24 protein-coding genes are annotated in these 25,868 nt (G+C 58.9%); 10 read left to right on the top strand and 14 right to left on the bottom strand.

Annotated features, from left to right (window positions below; translation table 11 throughout):
- Positions 1 to 71: 71 nt before the first annotated feature.
- Both ACMGG5_RS01125 and ascF read right to left on the bottom strand, forming a co-directional pair.
- Positions 72 to 1,496 carry a 6-phospho-beta-glucosidase gene (locus tag ACMGG5_RS01125; RefSeq protein WP_032648036.1) on the bottom strand — a complete coding sequence of 475 codons (1,425 nt, stop codon included), beginning with the start codon at positions 1,494 to 1,496 and terminating at the stop codon, positions 72 to 74.
- Positions 1,497 to 1,514: 18 nt separating this feature from the next.
- The gene (ascF, locus tag ACMGG5_RS01120) at positions 1,515 to 2,966 is read right to left on the bottom strand and encodes a PTS cellobiose/arbutin/salicin transporter subunit IIBC (RefSeq protein ID WP_290093824.1); all 1,452 of its coding nucleotides are present in this window, start codon (positions 2,964 to 2,966) and stop codon (positions 1,515 to 1,517) included.
- Positions 2,967 to 3,180: 214 nt separating this feature from the next.
- Here ascF and ACMGG5_RS01115 point away from each other — a divergent pair, with 214 nt between their 5' ends.
- From ACMGG5_RS01115 to ACMGG5_RS01100, 4 genes are all read left to right on the top strand, one after another.
- Positions 3,181 to 4,194 carry a LacI family DNA-binding transcriptional regulator gene (locus ACMGG5_RS01115; RefSeq protein ID WP_032648032.1) on the top strand — a complete coding sequence of 338 codons (1,014 nt, stop codon included), beginning with the start codon at positions 3,181 to 3,183 and terminating at the stop codon, positions 4,192 to 4,194.
- A 134-nt stretch (positions 4,195 to 4,328) separates the two neighbouring features.
- On the top strand, positions 4,329 to 4,874 hold the full coding sequence (gene hydN, locus ACMGG5_RS01110) for an electron transport protein HydN (RefSeq protein WP_029739520.1): 546 nt from the start codon (positions 4,329 to 4,331) through the stop codon (positions 4,872 to 4,874).
- Between the two features lie 5 nt (positions 4,875 to 4,879).
- Positions 4,880 to 7,120: a carbamoyltransferase HypF gene (gene hypF, locus ACMGG5_RS01105; protein WP_420277364.1), complete on the top strand. Its 2,241-nt coding sequence runs from the start codon at positions 4,880 to 4,882 to the stop codon at positions 7,118 to 7,120.
- Positions 7,098 to 8,120, top strand: a complete 1,023-nt coding sequence (locus tag ACMGG5_RS01100; RefSeq protein ID WP_032648029.1) for a HoxN/HupN/NixA family nickel/cobalt transporter — start codon at positions 7,098 to 7,100, stop codon at positions 8,118 to 8,120. Before hypF ends, ACMGG5_RS01100 begins: the two co-directional genes overlap by 23 nt.
- On the opposite strand, the gene ACMGG5_RS01095 is transcribed toward ACMGG5_RS01100, so the two are convergent.
- From ACMGG5_RS01095 to norV, 5 genes are all read right to left on the bottom strand, one after another.
- Positions 8,093 to 9,760, bottom strand: coding sequence for an SgrR family transcriptional regulator (locus ACMGG5_RS01095; RefSeq protein WP_420277362.1), 1,668 nt, complete (start codon positions 9,758 to 9,760; stop codon positions 8,093 to 8,095). The genes ACMGG5_RS01100 and ACMGG5_RS01095 overlap by 28 nt on opposite strands.
- A 132-nt stretch (positions 9,761 to 9,892) precedes the next feature.
- Positions 9,893 to 11,383, bottom strand: a complete 1,491-nt coding sequence (gene nagE, locus ACMGG5_RS01090; protein WP_420277361.1) for an N-acetylglucosamine-specific PTS transporter subunit IIBC — start codon at positions 11,381 to 11,383, stop codon at positions 9,893 to 9,895.
- A 187-nt stretch (positions 11,384 to 11,570) separates the two neighbouring features.
- Positions 11,571 to 11,729 (bottom strand): hypothetical protein, encoded by a 159-nt coding sequence (locus ACMGG5_RS01085; protein ID WP_162837374.1) that lies wholly within the window; start codon positions 11,727 to 11,729, stop codon positions 11,571 to 11,573.
- Positions 11,730 to 11,973: 244 nt separating this feature from the next.
- Positions 11,974 to 13,107 (bottom strand): NADH:flavorubredoxin reductase NorW, encoded by a 1,134-nt coding sequence (gene norW / locus ACMGG5_RS01080; protein ID WP_420277360.1) that lies wholly within the window; start codon positions 13,105 to 13,107, stop codon positions 11,974 to 11,976.
- Positions 13,104 to 14,552, bottom strand: a complete 1,449-nt coding sequence (gene norV / locus ACMGG5_RS01075) for an anaerobic nitric oxide reductase flavorubredoxin (RefSeq protein WP_420277359.1) — start codon at positions 14,550 to 14,552, stop codon at positions 13,104 to 13,106. The genes norW and norV overlap by 4 nt, the downstream gene beginning before the upstream one ends.
- Positions 14,553 to 14,738: 186 nt before the next feature.
- On the opposite strand from norV, the gene norR reads away from it, so the two are divergent.
- A complete protein-coding gene (norR, locus tag ACMGG5_RS01070) occupies positions 14,739 to 16,253 on the top strand; it encodes a nitric oxide reductase transcriptional regulator NorR (protein WP_420277358.1) in 1,515 nt (504 codons plus the stop codon).
- On the opposite strand, the gene gutQ is transcribed toward norR, so the two are convergent.
- The 7 genes from gutQ to srlA form a co-directional block, all read right to left on the bottom strand.
- Positions 16,250 to 17,215 (bottom strand): arabinose-5-phosphate isomerase GutQ, encoded by a 966-nt coding sequence (gutQ, locus tag ACMGG5_RS01065; RefSeq protein WP_420277357.1) that lies wholly within the window; start codon positions 17,213 to 17,215, stop codon positions 16,250 to 16,252. The two genes, norR and gutQ, sit on opposite strands and share 4 nt — an antisense overlap.
- Positions 17,208 to 17,981 carry a glucitol operon DNA-binding transcriptional repressor SrlR gene (gene srlR, locus ACMGG5_RS01060; protein WP_021241949.1) on the bottom strand — a complete coding sequence of 258 codons (774 nt, stop codon included), beginning with the start codon at positions 17,979 to 17,981 and terminating at the stop codon, positions 17,208 to 17,210. The genes gutQ and srlR overlap by 8 nt, the downstream gene beginning before the upstream one ends.
- A 63-nt stretch (positions 17,982 to 18,044) precedes the next feature.
- Complete coding sequence (gene gutM, locus ACMGG5_RS01055; protein WP_032648019.1) at positions 18,045 to 18,404, bottom strand: transcriptional regulator GutM; 360 nt, start codon at positions 18,402 to 18,404, stop codon at positions 18,045 to 18,047.
- A gap of 67 nt (positions 18,405 to 18,471) precedes the next feature.
- A complete protein-coding gene (gene srlD, locus ACMGG5_RS01050) occupies positions 18,472 to 19,251 on the bottom strand; it encodes a sorbitol-6-phosphate dehydrogenase (protein WP_290093813.1) in 780 nt (259 codons plus the stop codon).
- A 14-nt stretch (positions 19,252 to 19,265) separates the two neighbouring features.
- The gene (gene srlB / locus ACMGG5_RS01045) at positions 19,266 to 19,628 is read right to left on the bottom strand and encodes a PTS glucitol/sorbitol transporter subunit IIA (protein WP_148421336.1); all 363 of its coding nucleotides are present in this window, start codon (positions 19,626 to 19,628) and stop codon (positions 19,266 to 19,268) included.
- A gap of 12 nt (positions 19,629 to 19,640) precedes the next feature.
- Positions 19,641 to 20,600 (bottom strand): PTS glucitol/sorbitol transporter subunit IIB, encoded by a 960-nt coding sequence (gene srlE / locus ACMGG5_RS01040; protein WP_024907704.1) that lies wholly within the window; start codon positions 20,598 to 20,600, stop codon positions 19,641 to 19,643.
- Positions 20,597 to 21,160, bottom strand: a complete 564-nt coding sequence (gene srlA, locus ACMGG5_RS01035; protein ID WP_003862164.1) for a PTS glucitol/sorbitol transporter subunit IIC — start codon at positions 21,158 to 21,160, stop codon at positions 20,597 to 20,599. Before srlA ends, srlE begins: the two co-directional genes overlap by 4 nt.
- Positions 21,161 to 21,411: 251 nt before the next feature.
- Here srlA and mltB point away from each other — a divergent pair, with 251 nt between their 5' ends.
- The 5 genes from mltB (at position 21,412) to pncC (ending at position 25,855) form a co-directional block, all read left to right on the top strand.
- The gene (gene mltB / locus ACMGG5_RS01030; protein WP_193745671.1) at positions 21,412 to 22,512 is read left to right on the top strand and encodes a lytic murein transglycosylase B; all 1,101 of its coding nucleotides are present in this window, start codon (positions 21,412 to 21,414) and stop codon (positions 22,510 to 22,512) included.
- A gap of 312 nt (positions 22,513 to 22,824) precedes the next feature.
- Positions 22,825 to 23,478 carry a metal ABC transporter ATP-binding protein gene (locus ACMGG5_RS01025; protein WP_061714569.1) on the top strand — a complete coding sequence of 218 codons (654 nt, stop codon included), beginning with the start codon at positions 22,825 to 22,827 and terminating at the stop codon, positions 23,476 to 23,478.
- Positions 23,475 to 24,335 carry a metal ABC transporter permease gene (locus tag ACMGG5_RS01020; protein ID WP_248165746.1) on the top strand — a complete coding sequence of 287 codons (861 nt, stop codon included), beginning with the start codon at positions 23,475 to 23,477 and terminating at the stop codon, positions 24,333 to 24,335. Before ACMGG5_RS01025 ends, ACMGG5_RS01020 begins: the two co-directional genes overlap by 4 nt.
- Positions 24,336 to 24,349: 14 nt before the next feature.
- Positions 24,350 to 25,228 (top strand): metal ABC transporter substrate-binding protein, encoded by an 879-nt coding sequence (locus ACMGG5_RS01015; RefSeq protein ID WP_420277356.1) that lies wholly within the window; start codon positions 24,350 to 24,352, stop codon positions 25,226 to 25,228.
- Between the two features lie 129 nt (positions 25,229 to 25,357).
- Positions 25,358 to 25,855: a nicotinamide-nucleotide amidase gene (gene pncC / locus ACMGG5_RS01010; RefSeq protein WP_024907699.1), complete on the top strand. Its 498-nt coding sequence runs from the start codon at positions 25,358 to 25,360 to the stop codon at positions 25,853 to 25,855.
- Positions 25,856 to 25,868 lie beyond the last annotated feature (13 nt).

Here is a 25,868-nt window from a genome sequence, read left to right as displayed (position 1 = left end):
CTTCGCCTTACCCGGCCTACCAAACCCATCTCCCTCTCCCTGTGGGAGAGGGCTGGGGTGAGGACAACAGGCTATTCGAGATCCGCCCCGTTACTCGCAATCACCTTCTTATACCACCAGAACGATTTCTTGCGTTTGCGCTCCAGCGTGCCGTTCCCGGCGTCGTCGCGGTCGACGTAGACAAACCCGTAGCGCTTGCTCATCTCCCCGGTTGAGGCAGAGACAAGGTCAATACAGCCCCAGGTGGTGTAGCCCATCAGCGGCACGCCGTCCTCAATCGCGTCGCCCATCGCGCGGATATGCTCGCGCAGATAGCTGATGCGGTAGTCGTCGTTAATCTCGCCGTTTTCATCAACGACATCTTTCGCTCCCAGGCCGTTTTCCACCAGGAACAGCGGCTTCTGGTAGCGGTCGTACATCATGTTCATGGTGATGCGCAGGCCGAGCGGGTCGATGCCCCAGCCCCATTCGCTCACCTGAATATGCGGGTTGCGCAGGGATTTGACGATGTTCGCCGCATTGGTATTGTTCGCGTTCATATCCGCCGAGGCGCAGCGCGAGGCGTAATAGCTGAACGAGACAAAGTCGACGGTGTTTTTCAGAAGTAGATCATCACCCGGGTCTTTCACAATCACCACGCCTTTCTCGCGGAACACCCGGGCGGAGTAGGCCGGATAGCTGCCCCGCGCCTGCACGTCGATAAAGAACAGGTTCTCGCGGTCTTTCTCCAGCGCCATCCACACGTCTTCCGGCTTGCAGGAGTAAGGGTAGAAGTTACCACCCGCCAGCATGCAGCCGACCTGGTTTTCCGGGTTCACCTCGTGAGCAATTTTAGTCGCCAGCGCGCTCGCCACCAGCTCGTGGTGCGCGGCCTGGTATTTCACCTGGTCTTCATTTTCGCCTTCCTCAAACACCAGCCCCGCGCCGGAGAACGGGCTGTGCAGCATGATGTTGATTTCGTTGAAGGTCAGCCAGTATTTCACCAGCCCGTTAAATTCCTCAAAGCAGGTGCGGGCATAGCGGGCAAAGAAATCGACCATCTTACGGTTGCGCCACGAGCCGTACTCCGTCACCAGGTGCATCGGCACGTCGAAGTGGCAGAGCGTTACCAGCGGCTCGATGTTGTACTTTTTGCACTCTTCGAATACCGCGCGGTAGAAGGCAATACCCTCTTTGTTCGGCAGCGGTTCGTCGCCGTTCGGATAGAGGCGGCTCCAGGCGATCGAGGTGCGGAACACCGTAAAGCCCATCTCCGCCATCAGGGCGATGTCCTCTTTATAGCGATGGTAAAAATCAATCGCCTCGTGGCTCGGGTAGAATTCGTCGTCACGCAGCGAAAAACGCTTTTCCTTACCGAGCTTCACCGCCAGGCGGTTCGCGCCGTGGGGGATCATATCGACCGTCGTCAGCCCTTTGCCGCCCTCACGGTAAGCGCCTTCACTCTGGTTGGCGGCAAGCGCGCCGCCCCATAAAAATCCTTGTGGAAAAACAGACATTCTTACCTCGCTTTCAATTTATGCTTTTGCTGCGTTGTTCTGTACCGGTGCGGTCTGCAGGGCGCGCGCTTTTTCGGCGTCGTCTTCGACCGGAATATCCTCAAAGCCCAGTATCAGGGTCAGAACAAACGACAGCACCACTGCCAGGCCCATTACGCCAAACACCCAGACGATGGTCATCGGGTTCGCCGGGTCGAAGAACTGTACGCTGGTAAACAGCCCCGGTGCCGCCATCGAGTGGCTGGCAAGACCCGCGATACCGGCAACCGCGCCGCAGATAAAGCCGCTGATCAGGCTTGCAATCAGCGGGCGTTTCAGACGTATTGCGACGCCGTACAGGGCCGGTTCAGAGATCCCCGCCATAATAGCGGAGGCCGCCGCCGCCAGTGCCGTCTGGCGCAACTCCGGGTTTTTGGTTTTCCACGCCACCGCCAGCGACGAACCGCCGAGCGACAGGTTGGCGCCGATTTCCGACGGCATGACCATCCCTTCTTTGCCCGTTTCGGCAATGGTCTGAATGATGGTTGGCGTAAACACGCGGTGCATCCCGGTCATGACCAGCAGCGGCCACAGCGCGCCCATGATGGCCACGGAGAGCCAGCCCAGATAGCCGTGAATGGTGTAAACCAGCGCGGAGATGGCGCTACCGATCCAGATGCCCAGCGGCCCAATCAGCACGATGGCGAGCGGGGCGGCAATCAGAACGATCAGCATCGGCTTGAGGAAGTTTTTGGTTACCGCCGGGGTGATGCGATCCACCCAGCGCTCGATGTATGACAGGCACCAGGTCATCACCAGCGCCGGGATGACGGTGTAGGTGTATTTCACCGCCGTCACCGGGATAAAGGCGAACTCAACGTGTTCGCCCTGCGCGGCTTTCGCCATCAGCTCGATAAAGCTCGGGTGCACCAGCACGCCCGCAATGGCGATGGCCAGCGACATGTTGGTTTTGAACTTCACCGCCGCCGAGGCCGCCACCATCAGCGGCAGGAAGAAGAACGCGCCGTCGCCGATGACGGTCAGAATAGTGAGCGTCGGCGCGCCTTTTGGCAGCACGCCGGTCATCTCAAGGATCATCGCCAGCAGCTTGACCATTGAGCCGCCGATGATCGCCGGGATCAGCGGGGACATGGTGCCGATCAGCGCGTCGAGGATCCCGGCGCCAATGCGACGCAGCGTCAGCTTTTGCGGGCCTTCCGGTACGGCAGGCTGCAGGCTGGTTGGCAGCAGGCTCACCACTTCGCGGTACGCCTGCGAAACGGTGTTGCCGATGATGACCTGGCACTGGTTGTCGGTGCGCACCACGCCGAGCACGCCGCTGATGCTTTTCAGGCGCGCGGTATCGGTAAGGCTTTCGTCTTTCAGAACGAAACGAAGTCGCGTCATGCAGTGGGTGACGGCGACGATGTTCTCTTTGCCACCCAGCGCGCTGACAACGTCGTTCGCCAGCGCAGCGTAATTTTTGGCCATCGGATGTGATCCTGTTATCGTTTTGAGAAATGTAGGAAACCGGTTCCACATAATCATCATGAGTTTCTTTTGATGAAACAAGATCGCTTTTTGACCATTTTTTTATTTCGTGACACCGATCACCAGCAGGAGCCAAAAGCGTGATTTCACCGCTGCGACAATTTTTCTGCAGTGCAGTACACTGCGCTCCATCAGATGCAGACGGAATAACAACATGACCACGATGCTTGAAGTGGCGAAGCGGGCAGGCGTTTCGAAAGCCACGGTGTCCCGGGTGCTGTCGGGCAATGGCTATGTCAGCCAGGAGACCAAAGATCGGGTGTTTCAGGCCATTGAAGAGAGCGGCTATCGCCCAAATTTGCTGGCGCGCAACCTGGCGACCAAACGTACCCAGACGCTGGGCCTGGTGGTGACGAACACCCTTTATCACGGCGTCTACTTTAGCGAGCTGCTGTTTCACGCCGCGCGCATGACGGAAGAGAAAGGGCGGCAGCTGATCCTCGCGGACGGCAAGCACAGCGCGGATGAAGAGCGCGAGGCGATCCAGTATTTGCTCGATATGCGCTGCGACGCGGTGATCATCTATCCGCGTTTTCTGAGCGTGGAAGAGATGGATGAGATCGTCGAGAAGTGCGAGCAGCCCATTATGGTACTCAACCGCCGCCTGCGGAAAAACAGCAGCCACAGCGTGTGGTCCGATCATAAAGCCTCCAGCCAGGACGCGGTGTCACAGCTGATTGCGAAAGGGCATCGGGAGATCGCCTTTATCACCGGCTCGCTGGATTCTCCCACCGGGGTTGAGCGTCTCTCCGGCTATAAGGACGCGCTGGCGCAGCACGGTATTCCGCTGCGCGAGGGGCTGATTGCGCAGGGGAAGTGGAACCCCGCCAGCGGCGCGGCGGCGGTGTCCGAACTGCTTGCTCGCGGTGAACGCTTTACGGCGCTGGTGGCGAGTAATGACGACATGGCAATTGGCGCCATGAAGCAGCTGCACGACAGCGGCGTAGCCGCACCGGACGCGGTGTCGGTGATCGGTTTTGACGACGTGGCCATCGCGCCTTACATTGTGCCGTCGCTTTCCAGCGTACGTATCCCGGTAACGGAGATGATCAAAGAGACCATCAGCCGCCTGATCTTCATGCTCGACGGCGGCGAGTTTAAATATCAGCAAATTTTCTCCGGCGAGCTTGTCCTGCGCGACTCGGTTATTGACGGCCCGCACCGCTGATGTCGACAGCTGTCATCGTCATAAGTGACGATGACAGCACCGCTTTTATTTTTAAAACCAAATAAAATCAATGATTTAATTATTGGCACGGTTTATGAATATCTCCGGGCATAACTGTAATGCTGGAGAAGCAGATGAACCGTTTTATTATGGCCGATGCCAGTAAGTGTATTGGTTGCCGTACCTGTGAAGTGGCGTGCGTGGTTTCCCATCAGGCGGAGCAGGACTGCGCGTCGCTTACCCCTGACACGTTTTTGCCGCGCATCCACGTCATCAAAGGCGTGAATATTTCCACCGCCGCCATCTGTCGCCAGTGCGAAGACGCACCGTGCGCCAACGTCTGCCCGAACGGGGCGATTAAACGCGAGAAAGGCTTTGTGCACGTGATGCAGGAGCGCTGCATTGGCTGCAAAACCTGCGTGGTCGCCTGCCCGTATGGCGCGATGGAGGTGGTGGTCCGTCCGGTAGTGCGCAACAGCGGTATGGGACTGAGCGTGCGCGCGGACAAAGCCGAAGCCAACAAATGTGACCTGTGCTACCACCGCGACGCCGGCCCGGCCTGTATGGAAGCCTGCCCGACGCACGCGCTGGTCTGCGTTGATCGCGACAAGCTTGAGCAGATGAGCGCCGAAAAGCGCCGTCGCGCGGCGTTCGACACCTCGTCATCGCTGCTGTTCTGAACCGTATGAGCAGCAACGGCGTTCAGCTGCGCGTGCGCGGCAAGGTGCAGGGCGTCGGGTTTCGTCCCTTCGTCTGGCAGCTGGCGCAGGCGCTTCAGTTGACCGGTGACGTCTGCAATGACGGAGAGGGCGTGCTGGTGCGCCTCGTGGGTAATGGGGGGGCCTTTACCGCGAGGCTGCATCAGGACTGCCCGCCGCTGGCACGCATTGACCGCGTGGAAGCGCAGCCGTTTACCTGGGCGCACGTACCGGAGGACTTTACCATCCGCCACAGCGCGGCCGGGACGATGGACACCCAGATTGTGCCGGATGCCGCCACCTGTCCGGCGTGTCTGGCTGAGATGTGCGACCCACTCGAACGCCGTTATCGCTATCCGTTTATCAACTGCACCCACTGCGGGCCGCGGTTTACCATTATCCGCGCCATGCCCTATGACCGTCCGGCCACGGCAATGGCGCCGTTCCCGCTCTGTGGGCCGTGTGAAGCCGAGTACCGCAATCCTGCCGACCGCCGTTTTCACGCCCAGCCGGTCGCCTGCCCGGACTGCGGGCCCGCGCTTATGTGGCGTGCGGGCGACATGACTGCTGAGCGCGAGGCTGCGCTGCGCGCAGCGGTGGCGATGCTGAAAAGCGGCGGTATTGTCGCCGTCAAAGGGCTGGGGGGCTTTCACCTCGTCTGTGACGCGCGTAACCCGCAGGCGGTCGCGACGCTTCGGTCACGCAAGCAGCGGCCCGCGAAGCCGCTGGCGGTGATGATCCCGCATGCGGATGACCTGCCGGAGACGGTTCAGACGCTGCTACGCTCACCCGCCGCACCCATTGTGCTCACGCCAAAAGCCTGGCTGCCCGCGTTCCCGGAAGGTATCGCGCCCGGTCTGGATTCCGTGGGCATCATGCTTCCTGCGAACCCGCTGCAGCATTTGCTGATGATGGACTGCCAGCGACCGCTGGTGATGACCTCCGGCAACCTTAGCGGCAGGCCGCCTGCCATCACCAACCGGCAGGTGCTGGATGAGCTCAGCGGCATCGTGGACGGCTTCCTGCTACACAATCGCGATATTCTTCAGCGGATGGACGATTCGGTGGTGGATCGGGACGGCGCGATGCTGCGCCGGGCGCGCGGTTTTGTGCCCGATGCCATCACGTTGCCTGCGGGATTCGAGAATATTCCCGCCATGTTCTGCACCGGGGCGGAGATGAAAAACACCTTCTGCCTGGTGCGTGGCAACCAGGCGGTGCTGAGCCAGCATTTTGGCGATCTCGGTGACGAGGGTGTCGAAGCGCAGTGGCGCGGCGCGCTCTCGACGATGCAGGACATCTACGCCTTCGAGCCGGAGCGCGTGGTGTGCGACGCCCATCCGGGGTACCGTGCGCGCCAGTGGGCGCAGGCGCAGGGGCTGCCCGTTGAAACCGTGCTGCACCATCACGCCCACGCGGCGGCGTGCCTGGCGGAAAACGGCTGGCCGCGGGAGGGCGGAGATGTTATCGCCCTGACGCTGGATGGGATCGGCATGGGTGAAAACGGCGCGCTGTGGGGCGGGGAGTGCCTGCGTGTCAACTATCTCGAGTGCGCGCATTTAGGTGGCCTGCCTGCCGTTGCGCTGCCGGGGGGCGATCTGGCGGCGCGGCAGCCGTGGCGTAACCTGCTCGCCCAGTGCCTGGCGTTTGTCCCTGACTGGCAGCAGTATCCGGAAACGCGCGCGGTACAGCGTCAGAACTGGCCGCTGCTGGCGAAGGCTATCCAGCGCGGCGTCAACGCGCCGCTGGCGTCGTCGTGCGGTCGCCTGTTTGATGCCGCCGCCTGCGCGCTGGGTATCGAAACCCAATCCTGGGAAGGTGAAGCGGCCTGCAGGCTGGAAGCGCTGGCGGCACAGTGCAACGGCGTCGAACACCCGGTTACGCTGTCGGTGGAAGACTTCGCGCTTTTCTGGCAGCAGTGGCTGAGCTGGCAGGCAGAGCCCTGCGAGCGCGCGTGGGCGTTTCACGACGCGCTGGCAAAAGGGCTGGCGGAGCTCGCTGCGTTCCATGCCCGGCGCTTATCGCTGTCGACAATCTGTCTCAGCGGCGGTGTGTTGCACAACCGTCTGCTGCGCGCGCGCCTGCGTCATTACCTTTCTGACTTTACGCTTCTTTTTCCTTCGCGCCTGCCCGCAGGTGACGGAGCGATCTCCTTCGGGCAGGCGGTGGTCGCCGCAGCCCGGTCATGTTTACAAAGGACTAAAAATGTTACGACTGTTACGCAATGAACCTCGCGCCGCGCTCCTGCTGCTGGCTCTGGTAATGGCAAACCTGCTGGCCTGGGGATGGGCATGGCACACCTTTAGCGGCAGCACGGCGCTGATGGCGGCAAGTCTGCTGGCGTGGTGCTACGGGCTGCGTCACGCGGTGGACGCTGACCATATTGCCGCCATTGATACCGTGACGCGTAAGCTGATGCAGCAGGGCTCGCGCCCGTCCGGCGTGGGGGCGTGGTTCTCGCTGGGGCACTCCACCATCGTGGTGCTGGCCTCCATTGCCATCGCCGCTACCGCCACGGCGTTTCAGAAAAACATGGAATGGTTCCACGAAACTGGCAGCCTGATTGGTACCGCCGTTTCCGCGACCTTCCTGCTGGCGATGGCGCTGGTGAATATGGTGATCCTGCGCGGCGTCTGGCGCAGTTTTCAGGCGCTGAAACACGGCAGGCCTGTGCAGGGCGACATCACGCTCCCTGCCCAGGGCGGCGTCATGAACTGGCTGTTTGGCAAAACCTTTCGTCTGGTGAATAAAAGCTGGCAGATGTACCTGGTCGGTTTCCTGTTTGGCCTCGGCTTTGACACGGCCACCGAGATTGGCGTGCTGGGGATCTCTGCCGCCAGCGCCTCCAGCGGGATGTCGGTGTGGTCAATCATGATCTTCCCGGCGCTCTTCGCCAGCGGCATGGCGCTGGTGGATACCCTCGATAACCTGCTGATGGTCGGTGCCTACGGCTGGGCGTTTAACAAGCCGCAGCGCAAGCTCTATTACAACATGACCATCACCGGCACCTCCGTGGTGGTGGCGCTGTTTATCGGCGGGCTGGAAGCGCTGGGTCTGCTGATGGATAAATTTGCCCTCAGCGGCGGCGTCTGGGATCTGATTGGCGCGGTAAACGACAACCTGGGCAACGCCGGGTTTGTGGTGGTCGGGCTGTTCGTTGCCTGCTGGCTGATCTCCATGGTCAACTACCGCTGGCGCGGCTACGACGCGCTGGTGGTGCGATCCTGAGCAGGGGGTAGCCAGGCGCGGGTAAAATCAAGCCAGCCGCTGGCGGTCAGCACAATGTCCTGCACGTTTTCCAGGGTGTTAAGACGGTAGCGGTAGTGGAAAAGCGGCGTACAGGCGCCGCTTTCCAGCAAGGAATGAAAGAAGGAGGGCAGGTGATTATTCAGGGTCTCCTCACTTTCACAATAACCCATCAGTTTCTGCTTCTCTTCTTGCCAGGTGTCCTCGCCTAAGGCCGTGGCCCACGCAGGCTCATCAAAAAACCACTCCACCAGGGCAAAGCCTGGCAGTTCACCCGCCAGATAGTCACCCAACAAAAGATCGGCCTGATCCAGCGCGTTATGACCATGCCACTCTTCGCGATCTTTCCATTTCACCGTCACGTTGCAGCTGTGCTTTTTCAGGCGCGCGCGCAGAATATCGGCCAGTTCGCACAGTTCAGGTGTGTGGTAGCAAACCAGCGAAAGCGTGGCGGGAAGCATCGCTTCCGAAGCCTGCGGGTATTGCGGTGGTGTCAGGCCTGGCAGTATTTCCGTTTGGGTTTCTAAATCATCCCGATGGAGAAACTGTTGATGAGTCATGCTCTGAATTTCCTGACGTAGCCAGGCCGCAAGCGGCTCGGGTAACCTGGCGTTTACCATTAGCCAGGCGAATCCGCCGCTGGTGGACGTTACCGCTGCCTGCGCATTTTGTCCTTTCCCGACGGTGATCCACGCCGGTTTTTGCGCCTCCGTACGGGTTCGCCAGAACTCTATCGCATGCAGTAGCGGATGGGCAGCAAAATACCAGGGCTGGCGCTCCAGGCGCAGGTAGTGAGAATGGTGGTGCGCAATGGCAAAGGGCCCGGCACCGATGTCCGGTTGCTGTGGATGTGGCAGGCGGCATACGTGGTGCGCGAGACGATGCGCCAGCATCGCATCGGGGATGGTCAGCTGTATCTCCAGACACCAGGGGGCAATAAGCAACGCCTTGCAGACGTGAGTCAGACCTGCATTGCGTGCCGGATCGGCCAATACCTGTTGCAGCGCAATGAGGATATCTTCATCGCTGATAGCTTGCCCATTGTGCCAGTGCGCACCGCTGCGCAGGTAAAAACGCCAGCGGCGTTTGTCTTCGTTGAATTCCCAGTGATGGGCTAGATCAGGTACTGGATGCGGCTGACCGGGCATATAGCGCGTTAATCCCGCGTGTACGGCGCAGATAATGTGCTGCTCAGCGCGACGACGCTGAAGCGCCGGATGAAGCGACGTCAGTGGACGATACCAGGGAATGCGCAGGGTTGGCTGGTGCTTAAGCCACTTTCCGCCTAAAAAGGGTGTGATGATGTGATGCAGGCTGGCTGGATCGCCATCAGCCAGCTGCAGCGCGCTCTGGTAATCCCCCTTCTCCAGGCAGGCGTGCATCAGAGGGGCGCTGAGTTCGCTGGTGGTTGTCAGGCAGTGCAAGATGGCGCGATGTCCCCGTCCCGGCTGAGCATTCCAGCTTAACCATCCGCTCTGCGCCAGCTGGCGCAACAGGGTACGTGCATGACGTTCACTGCACAGCGCCACCTCGGCGACTTCAGCAATAGTCGTCGGTTTTGGCTCTGCGCCATAGTGTTGATAAAGCCGTTGATACTGTCGGATTTTCTGAAGCTGGCGCATGTCGACGTACCCAGGATAAAAGGTGGATGGTGAGAGTGTAGGTTTTTTTGCGGAATAATTAAGGTCTGGATTGATAAAGTGTTCCGGTTTTGTTCCCCCTCCAGGGCGGAGAGGGAACTGGATTATGCAGCGTCAGATTTCAAGCTGTGCCCGAATCTTTAGCGCAATGCTTTCTGCCTGCGGGCCCAGAATAACCTGCGCATTCTGCGTACCCATTTTGAGAATACCTTTCGCGCCCAGCGATTTCAGCACGGGCTCATCCAGCACGCTGTTATCAACGAGCGTCAGGCGCAGGCGGGTAATGCAGGCATCGACAATCCTGAGGTTGTCTTTGCCACCCAGTGCCGCGATGTATTGCGTGATGGCTTCGCTTTGATCGTCAGAATTACCCGCTACAGCCTCGTCGTCTTCGCGGCCCGGCGTTTTCAGCTTAAAGAAGCGGATCGCGAAGGTGAATACGACAAAGTAGATCGCGAAGAACAGCACGATCAGTGGGATCAGGATCCACGGCTTAGTAGCCAGTCCCCAGTTGAGAACGAAGTCGATAAGCCCGGCAGAGAAACCAAAACCGTGCAGTACGCCGAGGCTGTTGGTGATCACCATGCTCACGCCCGCCAGTACCGCATGCAGCGCATACAGAGCAGGGGCAAGGAACAGGAAGGAGAACTCGATGGGCTCGGTAATGCCGGTCAGGAAAGCGGTCAGAGCCACAGAAAGCAGCATCCCCCCTACGGTAGCGCGACGTGCTTTCGGTGCGGCGAAATACATCGCCAGCGCGGCACCCGGCAGGCCTCCCATAAAGATCGGGTAAGCCCAGGCCATGTAAACGCCTGCATGCGGGTCACCGGCGAAGAAGCGGTTAAGGTCGCCACGGGTCAGGTCGGTTGCAATCTGCGTGATGCTGGAACCGTCAATACCCGGTACAGCACCGCCAACCACCAGCCCTTTTACCACGTCAGGGGCCAGACAGATATTGTGTACCGCGCTGGCGGCATCGTAAGCCACTTTCAGGCAGTCGCCGAGACTAAACCAGAAGACGGAGTGCAGAATGTAATGCAAACCGAAGGGGATTAGCGCGCGGTTCAGGACACCATAAATAAACCACCCCGGTTCGCCGCTGCGGGAGACAAACAGGCTGAAGGTATCAATACCGTGCTGCACGGAAGGCCAGACATACCCGCAAATCCAGGCGATGAACAGGCAAATAAGCCCGGTTACGATCGGCACCAGGCGTTTGCCCGCAAAGAAGGCGAGAAAGTCTGGAAGTTTGGTATTTGAGAAACGGTTATAGCAGTGACCCGCGACGACACCGGCAATGATCCCGGCGAAGAAGGACATGTTAATGGATGAGTTTATGACGGCCGTGGCTTTGGTAAGCACCAGGAAACCCACCGCCCCTGCGAGGGCTGCAGCACCGGCGTTGTCTTTTGCCAGACCAATGGCGATCCCTAAGGCAAACAACAAAGGTAGACTGTCAAAGATACCGCCACCGGCGCTGGCTATAAACGGAATATTAAAAACATCAGGCTGCCCGAGGCGTAATAATATCGCTGCAACGGGCAGGGTGGCGATTGGCAACATCAGGGCTTTACCCAGACGTTGCAGATAACTAAATGCGTTCATGAGAGTGGATTCCAAAAAGGACTTAATTCACGACGAAAAATAACACCTTTTATTTTAATGCGAAAGTCCCTGTAATAAAAATGTGATGCGGAATAAATTAATTTTTATTATATTTTATCAGCGAATTGTTCACGGAATAAACAATGATGAAGTAACTAATTTGTTCCGGTTTTAACCTGGTCGTGCTTCAGTTATCACGTTTACTCACCGGCATCATCAGTTCTCGCAGGCGCTCTATGCGCGCCTCCGGGCTGAGGTAGAGCCAGCGAAACAAAATATGTTCTGATTTTTTAGCCTGTTTAAAATAGGCGGAAAGGTAGTTGAGTTCTTTGCTAAAGGTGGTCATGGGATGTCTCCGGCTAATGGGTCTATTTTTAGGATAAGCCGAAAACAGGGAATAAAACAGGCTGGTGTTTATCAGGTGTTCCGTATTTAAATATTGATGGATGTAATGGTTAAGGGATTAATGGTGATGATTTATCTTATTTGTATTTATGTCCTGAATAGAATTCGCAAAAAAAAGCCCCGGGACATCGGGGCTACGGATAATATAATCCAATGGTTAAGTGAGCGTGGCAAGAGATTACGGGTTACGCGGGCAGCGATTTCAGCAGAGCGAAAGCCTCCTTCATCCGATCTTCGCTAACCACAAAGGCGCGTACCTGACCTTCGGCGTCAGAGCCGCGTGCAACCATTCCGTGAGGTTCAATGGCAATCTGCCAGCTCAGATCCATGCGCTGCGTCTCCCCCGCAAGATGCAACGGTAACTCTGGCGTTTTAACCTTCACCAGCATGGCGGGGAGTTTCAGCGGTGCGCTGCCGCCGAGCAGGTTTTTCGCCAGATACATGGCGCTCAGCTGTATCGGCTGCAGGAAAGGCAGCACCTGACCGTTGATTTCAGCGCAGTCGCCTAACGCGTAAATATCGGGCTGCGTGGTTTGAAGGTAGCTATTTACCTTCACGCCACGGCCTGTTTCGGCGCCTGCACGATGCGCCAGCGCAGTTTCCGGGCGCAGTCCCGTCGCCGCGATAACCACATCCACCTCAACGCTGCGGCTGCGGTCGAGCGTGGCACGAATACCGCCTTCGGTTTTGCGCAGGCTTTGCAGCTGCGATTTCAGCAGCAGATGCACCCCCATGTCAGTCAGACGATGCTGTAAGCGACTGCTTACTTCTGCGGGCATCAGCGCCGACAGAATGCTCGCCGCATGGTCGACCAGGGTAACGGCTTTGCCTGCCCGGCTGAAATCCATCGCCAGTTCGGTACCTATCAGTCCGCCGCCGACAATCATCACGCGCTTTGCGTCGCGAAGCGCCGTTTCGCTGGCCTGATACGCCTGCTGGCTGTTGAGGGTGAGCATCAGCTCGCGGCCCTCAATCGGCGGCACGAAAGCAGAGGCACCCGTGGCGAGCACCAGCCTGTCGTACTGCCAGGTCTTCTCTTTTGCTTTCACCACGCGGGCGGCGGCGTCGATATCGGTGACCCAGGTGTACGGAAACAGACGCAGGTTGAACTGTTCCGCGAACTCCCCCGCCGTCTGGCGGGTGAGGTCTTCGGCGCGCTGATTCTGGCTAATAACGTGGCTTAAATCAGGTTTGTTGTACTCGTCCATGCTGTCGGCGGCAATCACCGTCAGCGGCACGCTGGCATCCTGCTTGCGGATGTTTTTCACCAGCTGACGGGCGGCAAAGCCCGAGCCGATGATGACGATACCGTTGCTCATTTTGCCTCCGTACCCAGTTCGTCAAACACGTCCTTACCGAGGGAACATTCCGGGCAGAGGAAATTGTCCGGCACGTCGCGCCACGGCGTGCCCGGGGCAACATCCTGCAGCGGTTCGCCCAGGTCAGGATCGTAAATCCACTGGCAGACGCTGCACTGCATGCGCGGGCCGAGATCGGCGGCTGCCGCGGCGGCACAGGCGCAGGCTTCCTGCTGTTCGGGTGCTTTTGCCGCCACTTCCGGCAGCGGAGCGAGCGCCCACTGATGGGCAATGTCGCGACCGTGCTGGCGACAGATCTCCAGGGCGTCGATATCCGGGCGCCACTTGGCCTTCAGGCTCATGGACATCTCAAAGCCCGCATCCTGTAAGCGGGTGGAGAGACGGTCTACCGCGCCGCCGCTCCAGCCGTGGGAGCCAAAGGCGCTGGCGCGCTTGTTGCGAAAGCGCAGGCCGGTCATCTCTTCTACCAGACCGGCAATTTTCGGCATCATCACGTTGTTCATGGTGGAGGTGCCCACCAGCACGCCCTTAGAGCGGAACACGTTGGTTAACACCTCATTCTTATCGCTGCGCGCCACATTGAAGATTTTCACCGCCACGTTCGGGTCCACTTCGTTGATGCCCTGGGCAATGGCGTCCGCCATCATGCGGGTGTTGTTGGACATGGTGTCGTAGAAAATAGTGATGCGGTCTTCCTGATAGTCCGCCGCCCATTTCAGGTACAGCTCGACGATCTGGGTCGGGTTCTCACGCCACACCACGCCGTGGGAGGTGGCAATCATCTCCACCGGCAGGTTGAAGCCGAGGATTTCGGTGATTTTTGGCGTGACCAGGCGGCTGAACGGGGTAAGGATGTTGGCATAGTACCGCTGGCACTGCTCGAACAGCTCTGTCTGATCCACTTCGTCATTAAACAAACGTTCGTCGCAGTAGTGCTGGCCGAAGGCGTCGTTGCTGAACAGCACCGCGTCACCGGTCATGTAGGTCATCATGCTGTCCGGCCAGTGCAGCATCGGGGTTTCCACGAAGATCAGCTGCTTGCCATTACCGATATCCAGCGCGTCGCCGGTTTTCACGGTGTGGAAGTTCCACTCCGGATGGTGGTGGTGGCCGTTGATCGAGTCGATGGCGTTGGTGGTGCAGTAGACAGGTGTGTTCGGGATGTAAGACATCAGCTCGGTCAGCGCCCCGGCGTGATCTTCTTCCGCGTGGTTGATGATGATGTAATCGATGGCGTCGAGATCGATTTCGCTGCGCAGGTTCTGCACGAACTCGCGGCTGAACTTGTGATCGACGGTATCGATCAGCACGTTTTTTCCTTCGCGGATGAGATAGCTGTTGTAGCTGCTGCCGCGCAGCGTTTTGTATTCCGTCCCGTGGAAATCGCGCACTTCCCAGTCACGTTGACCGACCCAATGAATGTTATTTTTAACCAGAATAGACATAGCAACCTCTACGTGATACAGCATTTTCAAATAAGATGGTTTGCTTATATCAAGTTGCGTGCCAACTTTTAATTTGTTGATTTTACTTAATTAATATTTTTATGATCCGTAATGGGTAGTCATTATGACTATTCAACACAGTGTCACTATGACAATATGCATTGTCAAAATGACAGCGAGGCAGACATGAGCTTTTCCGTAGACGTGCTGGCGAAGATCGCCATTGAGCTGCAAACCGGTATTGGCCATCAGGACCGCTTTCAGCGGCTGATCTCAACGCTGCGCCACGTGCTGGCGTGCGACGCCTCGGCGCTGCTGCGCTACGAAGGACGGCAGTTTATTCCCCTGGCGATTGACGGCCTGGCGAAGGATGTGCTCGGACGGCGCTTTACCCTTGAAGGCCATCCGCGTCTGGAAACTATCGCCCGCGCGGGTGACGTGGTGCGTTTCCCGGCGGACAGCGACTTGCCCGACCCGTATGACGGGCTTATTCCAGGACAGGAGAGCCTGAAGGTACACGCCTGTATCGGCCTGCCGCTGTTTGCTGGGCAGAATCTGATTGGCGCACTGACCCTCGACGGCCTGTCGCCGGACCAGTTCGACACCTTTAGCGATGAAGAGCTGCGCCTGATTGCGGCGCTGGCCGCCGGGGCGCTTAACAACGCGCTGCTGATTGAACAGCTGGAGAGCCAGAATATTCTTCCCGGCAGCCCGGCGGCGTTTGAGCAGATAACGCACACAGAGATGATTGGCCTCTCGCCGGGCATGGCGCAGCTCAAAAAAGAGATTGAGATTGTTGCCGCCTCAGATTTGAACGTGCTGATCTTCGGCGAAACCGGCACCGGTAAGGAGCTGGTGGCGAAGTCCATTCACGAAGCCTCGCCGCGCGCGGTTAACCCGCTGGTGTACCTCAACTGCGCCGCGCTTCCGGAGAGCGTGGCGGAAAGCGAGCTGTTTGGTCACGTTAAGGGAGCGTTTACCGGGGCCATCAGCAACCGCAGCGGCAAGTTTGAAATGGCCGATAACGGCACGCTGTTTCTGGATGAGATTGGTGAGCTTTCCCTTTCGTTACAGGCCAAGCTGCTGCGCGTGCTGCAGTACGGCGACATCCAGCGCGTGGGGGATGACCGCAGTCACAGAGTGGATGTTCGCGTGCTGGCGGCGACCAACCGCGACCTGCGTGAAGCGGTGCTGGCCGGGCAGTTCCGCGCCGACCTGTTCCACCGCCTGAGCGTGTTCCCACTTACCGTGCCGCCGCTGCGCGAGCGCGGGGACGACGTGGTGCTGCTGGCGGGCTATTTCTGCGAGCAGTGCCGTCTCAGGATGGGGCTTTCCCGCGTGGTGCTGAGCCCGGGGGCGAGGGCGCATCTGTTGAGCTACGGCTGGCCGGGCAACGTGCGCGAGCTGGAGCATGCGATCCACCGTGCGGTGGTGCTGGCGCGGGCGACGCGCTCGGGTGACGAAGTGGTGATCCACGCGCGGCATTTTGCGCTGCAGGATGAAACCGCACCGGCTGTCGTGCAGGCGGCGCCAGAGATAGCGAATGAAAATCTGCGTGAAGCCACGGAGGCGTTTCAGCGTCAGAGGATTACCCGCGCGCTGGAGCAGAATAACCGTAACTGGGCGGCGTGCGCCCGGGCGCTGGAGATGGACGTCGCCAACCTGCACCGGCTGGCGAAGCGTCTCGGGCTGAAGGGTTAGATAATCCCGGCCTGATAGAAATCCTGCAGGTTGATGGCGCCGCACAGCCTGCCGGCGTCATCCACCACCGGTGCGGCGGTGATTTTGCGCTTCATCAGCACCTCTTTGGCTTCAATGGCGCGGCTCTCGGCGTTCAGCGTCAGCCCGCCCTGGGTCATGGCGTCCGACACTTTGGTTTCCAGCTTGCCACCGCCCACCAGCCAGCGGCGCAGGTCGCCGTCAGTGAATACGCCTTTGACGTACCCGTCGTCGTCGCACACCGCCACCAGCCCCAGACCGGTGCGGCTGAGCTCCAGCATCGCGTCCATGACGCTGGTATTGAGTTTGACCTGTGGAATCGCATCTTCTGTGCGCATCAGGTGGTGGACCTTGTTGAGCAGGCGTGCCCCGAGCGCGCCCGCCGGATGCGAGCGGGCGAAATCTTCTTCGTTAAACCCGCGCGCCTGCATTACCGCCATCGCCAGCGCGTCGCCCATCATCAGGGTATTCACGGTGCTGGAGGTCGGGGCGAGGTGCATCGGACAGGCTTCACGCTCAACGGAAATATCCAGCGTCGCTTTGGCGGCCAGCGCCAGGGGCGAGCGGGATTTCCCGGTCATCGCCAGCAGGGCGACCGATTTTTCCTGCAGGCGCGGAATAATGAGATCCAGCTCTTTCGCCGAACCGGAGTAGGAGATAAACAGCATTACGTCGCGGCTTTCTATCATCCCCAGATCGCCGTGCAGCGCCTCTGCAGGATGCACGAAGAACGCCGGGGTGCCGGTGCTGGCGAGCGTCGCAGCAATCTTTTTGCCGATATGGCCGGATTTACCGATGCCTGCCACGATCACTTTGCCTTCGCAGTGGATAATAGTGTTGGCGGCACGGACAAAATCCTCGCCCAGACGTTCCGGCAGGCGGCTGGCTTCCTGCAGTTCCAGCATCAGCGTCTGGCGGCCCGTTTCTAACAGAAAATCACTCATCTCTCTCTCCGGTTACAATCACGTCGATGCCTTTCTCTTCCAGCGCTTTCCTGAACGCCGGGTCGATACCCGCGTCGGTAATCAGCTTATCAACGCTTTCCAGGCTACAGACGATGTTGGGGCTTTTGCGGCCAAACTTCGACGAGTCTGCCATCAAAATTACTTCCCGCGCGGCGTTGCACATGGCTTTACTGACGCTGAACACCTCGTTGAACGTCGTAACCCCCGCGTTCAGGTCGATGCCGTCGGTGCCCATGAACAGTTTATCAAAGCTGAAGTGGTCGAAGGCGTTCTCCGCCAGCTGGCCGTGAAATGAGGCGGATTTTTTGCGGAAGGTGCCGCCGGGCATCAGGATGGTCTGCTCGCTGTCGAACTCTGACAGGGCGTTGACGATGTGCAGGCTGTTGGTCATCACCGTGATGTTGTTAAAGCGGCTGAGCAGCGGGATCATCTGCAGGACGGTGCTGCCGGCGTCAAGGATAATGGAGTCGCCATCGTGGATAAATTTTACCGCCGCTTCGGCAATCAGCGCCTTCTGGTGGGTGTTGATCAGCGTTTTGTGATCGATAGGCGGGTCCGCTTCATCCTTATTGAGCACCACGCCGCCGTAGGTTCGAATGACGGCGCCAGAGTTTTCGAGCAATACCAGGTCCTTGCGTATCGTCGTGCCGGTGGTGTCAAAGTAGTGGGCCAGATCCTCTACCGAACATTTTCCCTGCTTTTGCAGATGTTCGAGAATGGCCGCCTGCCGCTGACGAGGTTTCATAGGCGCTTCGTTCCTTAGGTTGCGAAATGATAATTTCGCAAGTCTATAGCTTTCACAACGAAATTATCCATGTTTCAGATTAAGCGCTAATGATAGTGCATTCTGACAGAGTGGATCATGGGGAAAGATCACATCAGGCTGCAATTCCTGCAACGAAATGCCGTTAATTGCCTGTATTTTCACCGGACGGGCAAAGACGGTCATGCCGCGCATGAGCAGTGAATCGCAGACGTTATTGTTTTCATCCAGCGCAATAGCCACGACGACCCGCGGTTTGAAGCGTCCGCCGGAACGTCCGACCCCGACGCGACCTTTCTGACACAGGGCATCAAACGCGCGGTTAAACTGGTGGATTTGCCAGCCGCCGAACGCCATCTGGCAGAGCCAGGCGAGGGCGGCGACGGTGATGAGTGCGGTGACCATATCGGCTCCTTATTGTATTCCCTCTCCCTGTGGGAGAGGGTTAGGGTGAGGGCATCAGGCCGCTCGATCAGAACATGACCTGCCCACCGGTGATGTTAATCGACTGTCCGGTGCAGTACGAGGCTTTCGGGCTGGCGTAAAACAGCAGCATATTCAGCACGTCCTGATAATCGCACCCGCGCTTCAGCGGCACTTTATCGATGTAGTACTGCTCCACCTCTTCCGCTTTGATGCCAAGCTTGGTGGCGTACTGCGGCAGCAGGGACTGGAACATCGGCGATTTCAGCAGGTTGCCCAGCATCAGCGAGTGAACGGTAATGCCGTATTCGGCCAGATCCAGCGCCAGAGACTGCGTCAGCCCCACGCCGCCAAACTTCGCCGCGCTGTAGCCGGAGTTATGCTTGCTGCCCACTTTCCCTGATTTTGAGTTGATCTGAATGATGCGCCCCTGAATGCCGTCGCGGATCATCAGACGAGAAAACTCGCGGGCGCAGAGGAAATAGCCCACCAGATTCACCTGCAGCGAGCGGTCAAAATCCCCCAGTTCGAAATCGCTGATAAAGGCCGCTTTCGCAATCCCCGCGCTGTAGACCAGCAGATCGGTACGCCCAAAAATCTCGTCCACGCCGCGGGCCAGCGCCATCACGCTTTGCTCGCTGGTGGCGTCGGCACCAAAGCCATACGCCATCCCTTCGCCAAACTCGGTGTTAATGGTGTCCGCCACGCGGGCGGCTTTTTCACTCTGAATGTCCACTACCGCCACGCGGTAACCTTCTGCGGCAAGCCCACGGCAGAGGAACTCGCCTAAGGTTTGTCCCCCACCAATGACAACGGCAACCTGACTCATGTGTTTCTCCTTAATTACGCAACAAATTTTAACGTGCAGCCTGGGGTGACAGCCTGCGGAACCGGACCATCAACGTGAACCGTGCCGGGATACTCCGCCTGCGGCTGGCCGTCGAAACGCAGGGTGATGTGGCCCAGCTCGCGCAGGTTTTGTTCGGCCACGTCGCCGACGGCGGTCACGGCATAGCGCGCCTCGCCCAGTTCAAGCTGGCTTCCTGCCTTCAGCTCACCGTTAAGCTCGCCGTGGCAGTGGATAAAGCAAAACTCTTCGATATCCGCAGGCGCCCCTTCCCGGAAAGTGATCAGCATCTGGTCGCTCAGCGCGTCGGCGGCGCTCTGGCCGATGCGGGTAATGGTGGTCTGGTAAATCACGGTCATGGCAGGCACCTCTTATTGATAAATAAAGCCGGAAACAAACCAGGCAATCAGCACCGTCGGCGCGCCCGTCAGGAAGCGGCTGACCAGCACGGACGGCACGCCCACGCGCACGGTGTCCTGGCGCGCTTCCGCCAGCGACAGCCCCACGGGGATGAAATCGCACGCTGCCTGAGCGTTAATGGCAAACAGGGCGGGCAGGGCGAGGTGCGGAGGAATGTTCCCCAGACCAATCTGCACGCCAATCAGCACGCCGATGACCTGGGCAATCACCGCGCCTGGGCCGAGGAACGGCGACAGCAGCGGGAAGGAGCAGATCAACGCCAGCGTCACCAGGCCGAGCGGGTGGCTGGCGAGCGGGGCGAGGCCGTGGGCAATCCAGTCGCCCAGGCCGGAGGCCATGATGATGCCGATCAGCGCCGAGACGAACGCCATAAACGGCAGAATGGTCTTCAGCACCGTGTCGATGGTGTCGCGCCCGGACTGGAACAGCACTGCCACGGCGGACCCCATCCCCATCCCGACCTTCGCCAGCAGGCCGTCGCTCTGCTCGGTGATTTTCTTGCTGGTGTCGTACTCGCGCGGGGCCGCTTTTTGCGGCGCGGGGTTGCCATTCACCAGCGTGATGTTGTCCTCCTTCACGCCTGAGACATAAATGTCTTCAAGAATGTACTGCGCCAGCGGGCCGGATTTTCCGGTGGAGTGAATGTTCACCGTCGGAATGCGGCGCTTCGGGTAGATGCCGCAGCGCAGCGTGCCGCCGCAGTCGATCACCGCCACGCCGATTTCCGCTTCCGGCGGTTCCCCTTCCTTGAAGCCGTCGACTGCTTCCCAGCCGGTTAGCTCGCGCAGCCTGTCGACGATCGCCGGGCGCGTCCCCGCGGTGATGTAAACAATCTTTTTGCCTTCGGTGGCGTCGAACTCCAGCGGGCCGCCCCAGCCGCCCGTGCCTTTCTCAATACGGATCCGGTTCATGCTGTGGCTCCTGAAAGATGGACTTTCTGTTCAAGCTGGATGCCCATTTTTTTCTCGAAAATAGCGGTGGTGAGGTCCGTCACCCAGCCGCGGAAGAAGTTGGTGACCAGGCCGACGAGCAGGTAGCTCACCGCCAGCGGGCCGAGCGGCAGGCCAAGCGTGGTGAGACCGCTGGCGATCCCGAGGTAAACAAACAGCTCGCCGGGGTTAATGTGCGGGAACAGGCCGTTCATCGAATGGCAGCTGTAGGAGGCGGCGGCGTAATAGCTCGGCTTGTACTTCTCCGGCATGAAGCGACCGAGGCTTAAGGTCATCGGGTTGCAGAACACGAAGGTGCCGATAAAGGGCAGTATCAGGTAGCGGGACAGCGGATTCCCGGCACAGCGCTGGGCGAAGCGTTCAATACGCTGCTGGCCGATAAAGTTGATCAGCGCGTTCATGATCACCAGCAGGCTGATCAGCAGGGGCAGGATCCCGGTCACCATGCCGGTGAACACTTCTCCGCCTTTCTGAAACAGCCCGATGAACCACTCGGCGCCGTGGGTGATGGTTTCTATCATTCTTCTCTCCTGTGGGGCGTTTGTTTTTGTCTATCTGCGGCTAATAATAATCACTTTGAAAGGTTTTAAAGTGTTAGTTAGATCTCACAATGAAAGAAAAATGGATTATTTTGAAAGTTAATTGATGTGGTGAATGATTTCCGGTGTAAAAAAGCGCGGATTTGCGTGGGGGAGGTGCGTACCGCTTCCTTGAGGTGTTGCGGATGCTTTACCATACTGGGTTCTTATCGAACCCGTTAAATGGATGTCTCATGTTCAAGCGTCGTTATGCAGCGCTGTTGCCTGCGCTTATTCTGCTGTCTGCCTGTAGTAGCAAACCTAAGACCGAAGCCGTTCAGCAAACGGCGGGCGCGCCTTCCGGAGGATTCCTGCTGGAGCCGCAGCACAATATGATGCAGATGGGCGGCGACTTCGCGAATAACCCGGCGGCCGAGCAGTTCATCGATAAAATGGTGAGCAAACACGGCTTTGACAGACAGCAGCTGCACGAAATTTTGTCTCAGGCCAAGCGTCTGGACTACGTGCTGCGCCTGATGGACAGGCAGGCGCCGACGGCCCAGGTGCCGAGCGGGCCAAACGGAGCGTGGCTGCGCTATCGTAAACAGTTTATTACCCCGGACAACGTGCAAAACGGCGTGGTGTTCTGGAATCAGTATGAAGATGCGCTCAACCGCGCGTGGCAGGTGTACGGCGTACCGCCTGAAATTATTGTCGGGATTATTGGCGTGGAAACCCGCTGGGGCCGCGTGATGGGTAAAACCCGCATCCTGGATGCGCTGGCGACGCTCTCCTTTAACTACCCGCGCCGCGCGGAGTATTTCTCTTCCGAGCTGGAAACCTTCCTGCTGATGGCGCGCAACGAGCAGGACGATCCGCTCGATCTGAAAGGGTCGTTTGCCGGCGCGATGGGCTACGGCCAGTTTATGCCGTCGTCCTATAAACAGTATGCCGTCGACTTTAACGGAGATGGTCACATCAACCTGTGGGATCCGGTGGATGCCATTGGCAGCGTGGCGAACTACTTCAAAGCGCACGGCTGGGTGCCGGGCGGCCAGGTGGCGGTGCAGGCGAACGGTCAGGCGCCGGGGCTGGAAAATGGCTTCAAAACCAACTACAGCATTTCGCAGCTGACCGCGGCAGGCTTAACGCCAACGCAGCCGCTGGGTAATGCGCAACAGGCGAGCCTGCTGCGTCTGGATGTCGGAACGGGCTATCAGTACTGGTACGGCCTGCCGAACTTCTACGCCATTACCCGCTATAACCACAGCACTCACTATGCGATGGCGGTGTGGCAGCTGGGGCTGGCTGTATCGCAGGCCCGCGTGCCGGCGGCGTCACCGTTTAGTCAGTAAGCTGCTCCGACGGGTAGGCCGGGTAAGGCAACGCCGCCACCCGGCATGGCGGCGCGCACGGTGCGGCCTGATGCCCTCACCCTGACCCTCTCCCACGGGAGAGGGAAGTTTTGCAGAAACATTTCGCCACACTCCCTTTTAAACCCTCCATTTACATCTTAACCGTCTTTCATTATTGTTATGTTATAACATTTAATGCGGTATCGACATGTCAACGTCCCTTTTTTCTCTGTCTGCTCTGGTTCGGCTTTTGCTGGCGCTGGTGCTTGTTGTCTTTATCGGGCTGGCCGTGCGCTGGGCGGTGGCATTGCCATGATCGTGATGAATGAACTGGTCGCGGGTTATGAACGCCAGCCCGTTACGCGGCCCCTCTCGGGCACGATTGAGCGCGGAAGCATGACCGCCATTATCGGCGCTAACGGCTGTGGGAAATCCACGCTGCTGAAAACGCTGGCGGGATTTATCCCGCCCGTCAGCGGTGGCTTCCTCTGGCAGGGTAAGCGTCCGGTAATCGGCTGGCTGGCACAGCGTCACGCGCTGGAGGCGCAGTTTCCGCTGACCGTACAGGACGTCGTAAGCATGGGCTGCTGGCCGGGAATTTCGCTTTTCTCCGGGTTTCGTCGCGAAACGCGGCTGCGCATTGCCAGTGCGCTTGAGCGCGTTGGGCTGGCATCCATGGCGTTATCCACCATCGATGAGCTCTCCGGCGGCCAGTTCCAGCGCATGCTGTTTGCCCGCGTCCTGGTGCAGCAGGCGCCGCTGGTGATGCTGGATGAACCCTTTACCGGGGTCGATGAGGCCACCTGCAACGTGCTGATGGATGTGATGCTGGAGATGTATATGCAGGGACAAACGCTGCTCGCGGTACTGCACGACAGCGAGCGCGTGTCGCGCCATTTCCCGCAGACGTTGCGGCTGGATGCTGACGTTCCCCAGTGGAAAACCGAGCGGGTGAGGGTGGCATGATCTGGCATCTCTTTTTTCAGCCGTTTATTGAGTACGGCTTTATGCGTCGCGCGCTGGTGGTTTGCCTGGCGCTCTCCGTCAGTACCACCGCGCTCGGCGTGTTTCTTCAGCTGCGCAGGATGAGCCTGATGGGCGATGCCCTTTCTCACGCCATTTTACCGGGTGTTGCCGTGGGCTATTTGCTCAGCGGCATGTCGCTGCTAGCGATGAGTATCGGCGGTTTTATCGCGGGAATTACCGTGGCGCTGCTGGCCGGCCTGGTCAGTCGCCGCACGCCGCTGAAAGAAGATGCCAGCTTTGCCGGGTTTTATCTTGGCTCACTGGCGCTGGGGGTCACGCTGGTGTCGCTTCGCGGGTCGAATGTCGATCTGCTGCATCTGCTGTTTGGCTCCATCCTCGCCGTGGACAACGACGCCGCGCTGTTTGTCACGGGCGTGTGCATGTTCACCCTTATCGTACTGGCGATGTTCTATCGCGGACTGGTTACCGAAGCGTTTGACACCGCCTGGCTACAGGTGAACGCCCGCTGGCTGCCTGGTTTGCTGCACGGACTTTTTCTGGCGCTGCTGGTGCTTAACCTGGTGGCCGGTTTTCAGGTGCTCGGCACGCTGATGGCCGTCGGGCTGATGATGCTGCCGGCCGTGGCGGCTCGCTGCTGGGTAAGTACGCTACCGGCGTTACTTCTGATGGCGGGTATCAGCGGTATTTTCTGCGCATGGCTGGGGCTGAGCCTCTCCTGGGCGATGAGTCTACCGGCCGGGCCATCCATTGTGCTCACCGCCAGCGCGCTGTTCTTTATTTCCATTTTATTGGGTACGCGAAGCAGGCTCGCTGGCAGTCTGCGGGCGTATTTTTAACGCAAGGGGAAACGATGAAACGTACAGGATTAGTAGTGGCGCTTGCGCTGGGGATGATGTCGCACGGCGTGATGGCGAAAACGCTGAATGTGGTCACCAGCTTTTCGATACTGGGGGACATCACCCAGGAGGTGGGCGGTGACCATGTGAAGGTGACGACGCTGGTCGGGCCGGACGGCGATCCGCATACCTTCGAACCATCGCCGAAAGACAGCGCGGCGCTGAGCAAGGCCGATGTGGTGGTGGTGAACGGACTAGGGCTGGAAGGCTGGCTTGACCGTCTGGTAAAAGCCTCCGGATTCAAGGGGCAGCTGGTGGTGGCTTCAGCCGGGGTGAAAACCCACACCCTGGAAGAGGACGGCAAAACCGTCACCGATCCGCACGCGTGGAACAGCGCGGCGAACGGGGCGCTGTATGCGCAAAATATTCTGAACGGGCTGGTGAAAGCCGATCCGCAGGACAAAGCCGCGCTGGAAGCCTCCGGTAAACCCTATATCACGCAGCTTAACCAGCTGGATAGCTGGGCCAAAACGCGTTTTAGCGCGATCCCGAAGGATAAGCGCAAGGTCCTGACCAGCCATGATGCGTTCGGCTATTTCAGCCGTGCCTACGGCGTGACGTTTATGGCGCCGCAGGGGCTGTCGTCTGAGAGCGAAGCCAGCGCGGCGCAGGTGGCTGAGATTATCAATCAGATCAAAGCCGACGGCGTAAAAACCTGGTTTATGGAAAATCAGCTCGATCCGCGTCTGGTTAAACAGATTGCGTCGGCGACGGGCGCGCAGCCTGGGGGCGAACTTTATCCGGAAGCGTTGTCGGCAAAAGGTGGGGTGGCAGACACCTACGTTAAGGCGTTTCGCCACAATGTGAACACTCTCGCTGACAGCATGAAATAACCTTTCCACCGCCGGTGCGTCCGTACCGGCTTTTTTCTGAAGCCCCCTCGTAAAACCTGAAGTGCATCCCCACATCTGACGAGAAAGTGCTATCTTGTGCAGCACGTTTTTCTGATGCCTGGAGCGAGAATGACTGACCATGAATTGATGCAGCTTAGCGAGATAGTGGGCCTTGCGCTAAAGCAGCGTGGCGCGACAATCACCACTGCGGAGTCCTGCACCGGCGGCTGGGTGGCGAAAGCGATTACCGATATTGCCGGCAGTTCCGCCTGGTTTGAACGCGGTTTTGTGACCTACAGTAACGAAGCTAAAGCACAGATGATTGGCGTGCGCGAATCCACGCTGGAACAGCATGGCGCGGTCAGCGAACCGGTAGTGATCGAGATGGCGATTGGTGCGCTCAAAGCGGCGCGGGCCGATTACGCGATTTCCATTAGCGGCATTGCGGGCCCGGACGGCGGCAGCGACGTGAAGCCTGTTGGCACCGTCTGGTTCGGGTTCGCCACGTCCAAAGGGGAAGGGATCACCCGCCGGGAGTGCTTCAGCGGCGATCGCGAAAGCGTGCGTCGTCAGGCAACCGTTTATGCGTTAAAAACGCTCTGGCAACAATTTCTACAAAACACTTGATACTGTATGACCA

The sequence above is a fragment of the Enterobacter sp. BNK-34 genome (genome assembly GCF_048684445.1).
Lineage (GTDB): Bacteria > Pseudomonadota > Gammaproteobacteria > Enterobacterales > Enterobacteriaceae > Enterobacter > Enterobacter pseudoroggenkampii.
Note: the sequence above shows the minus strand (reverse complement) of the source record. Positions and strands in the feature narration are given on the sequence as shown.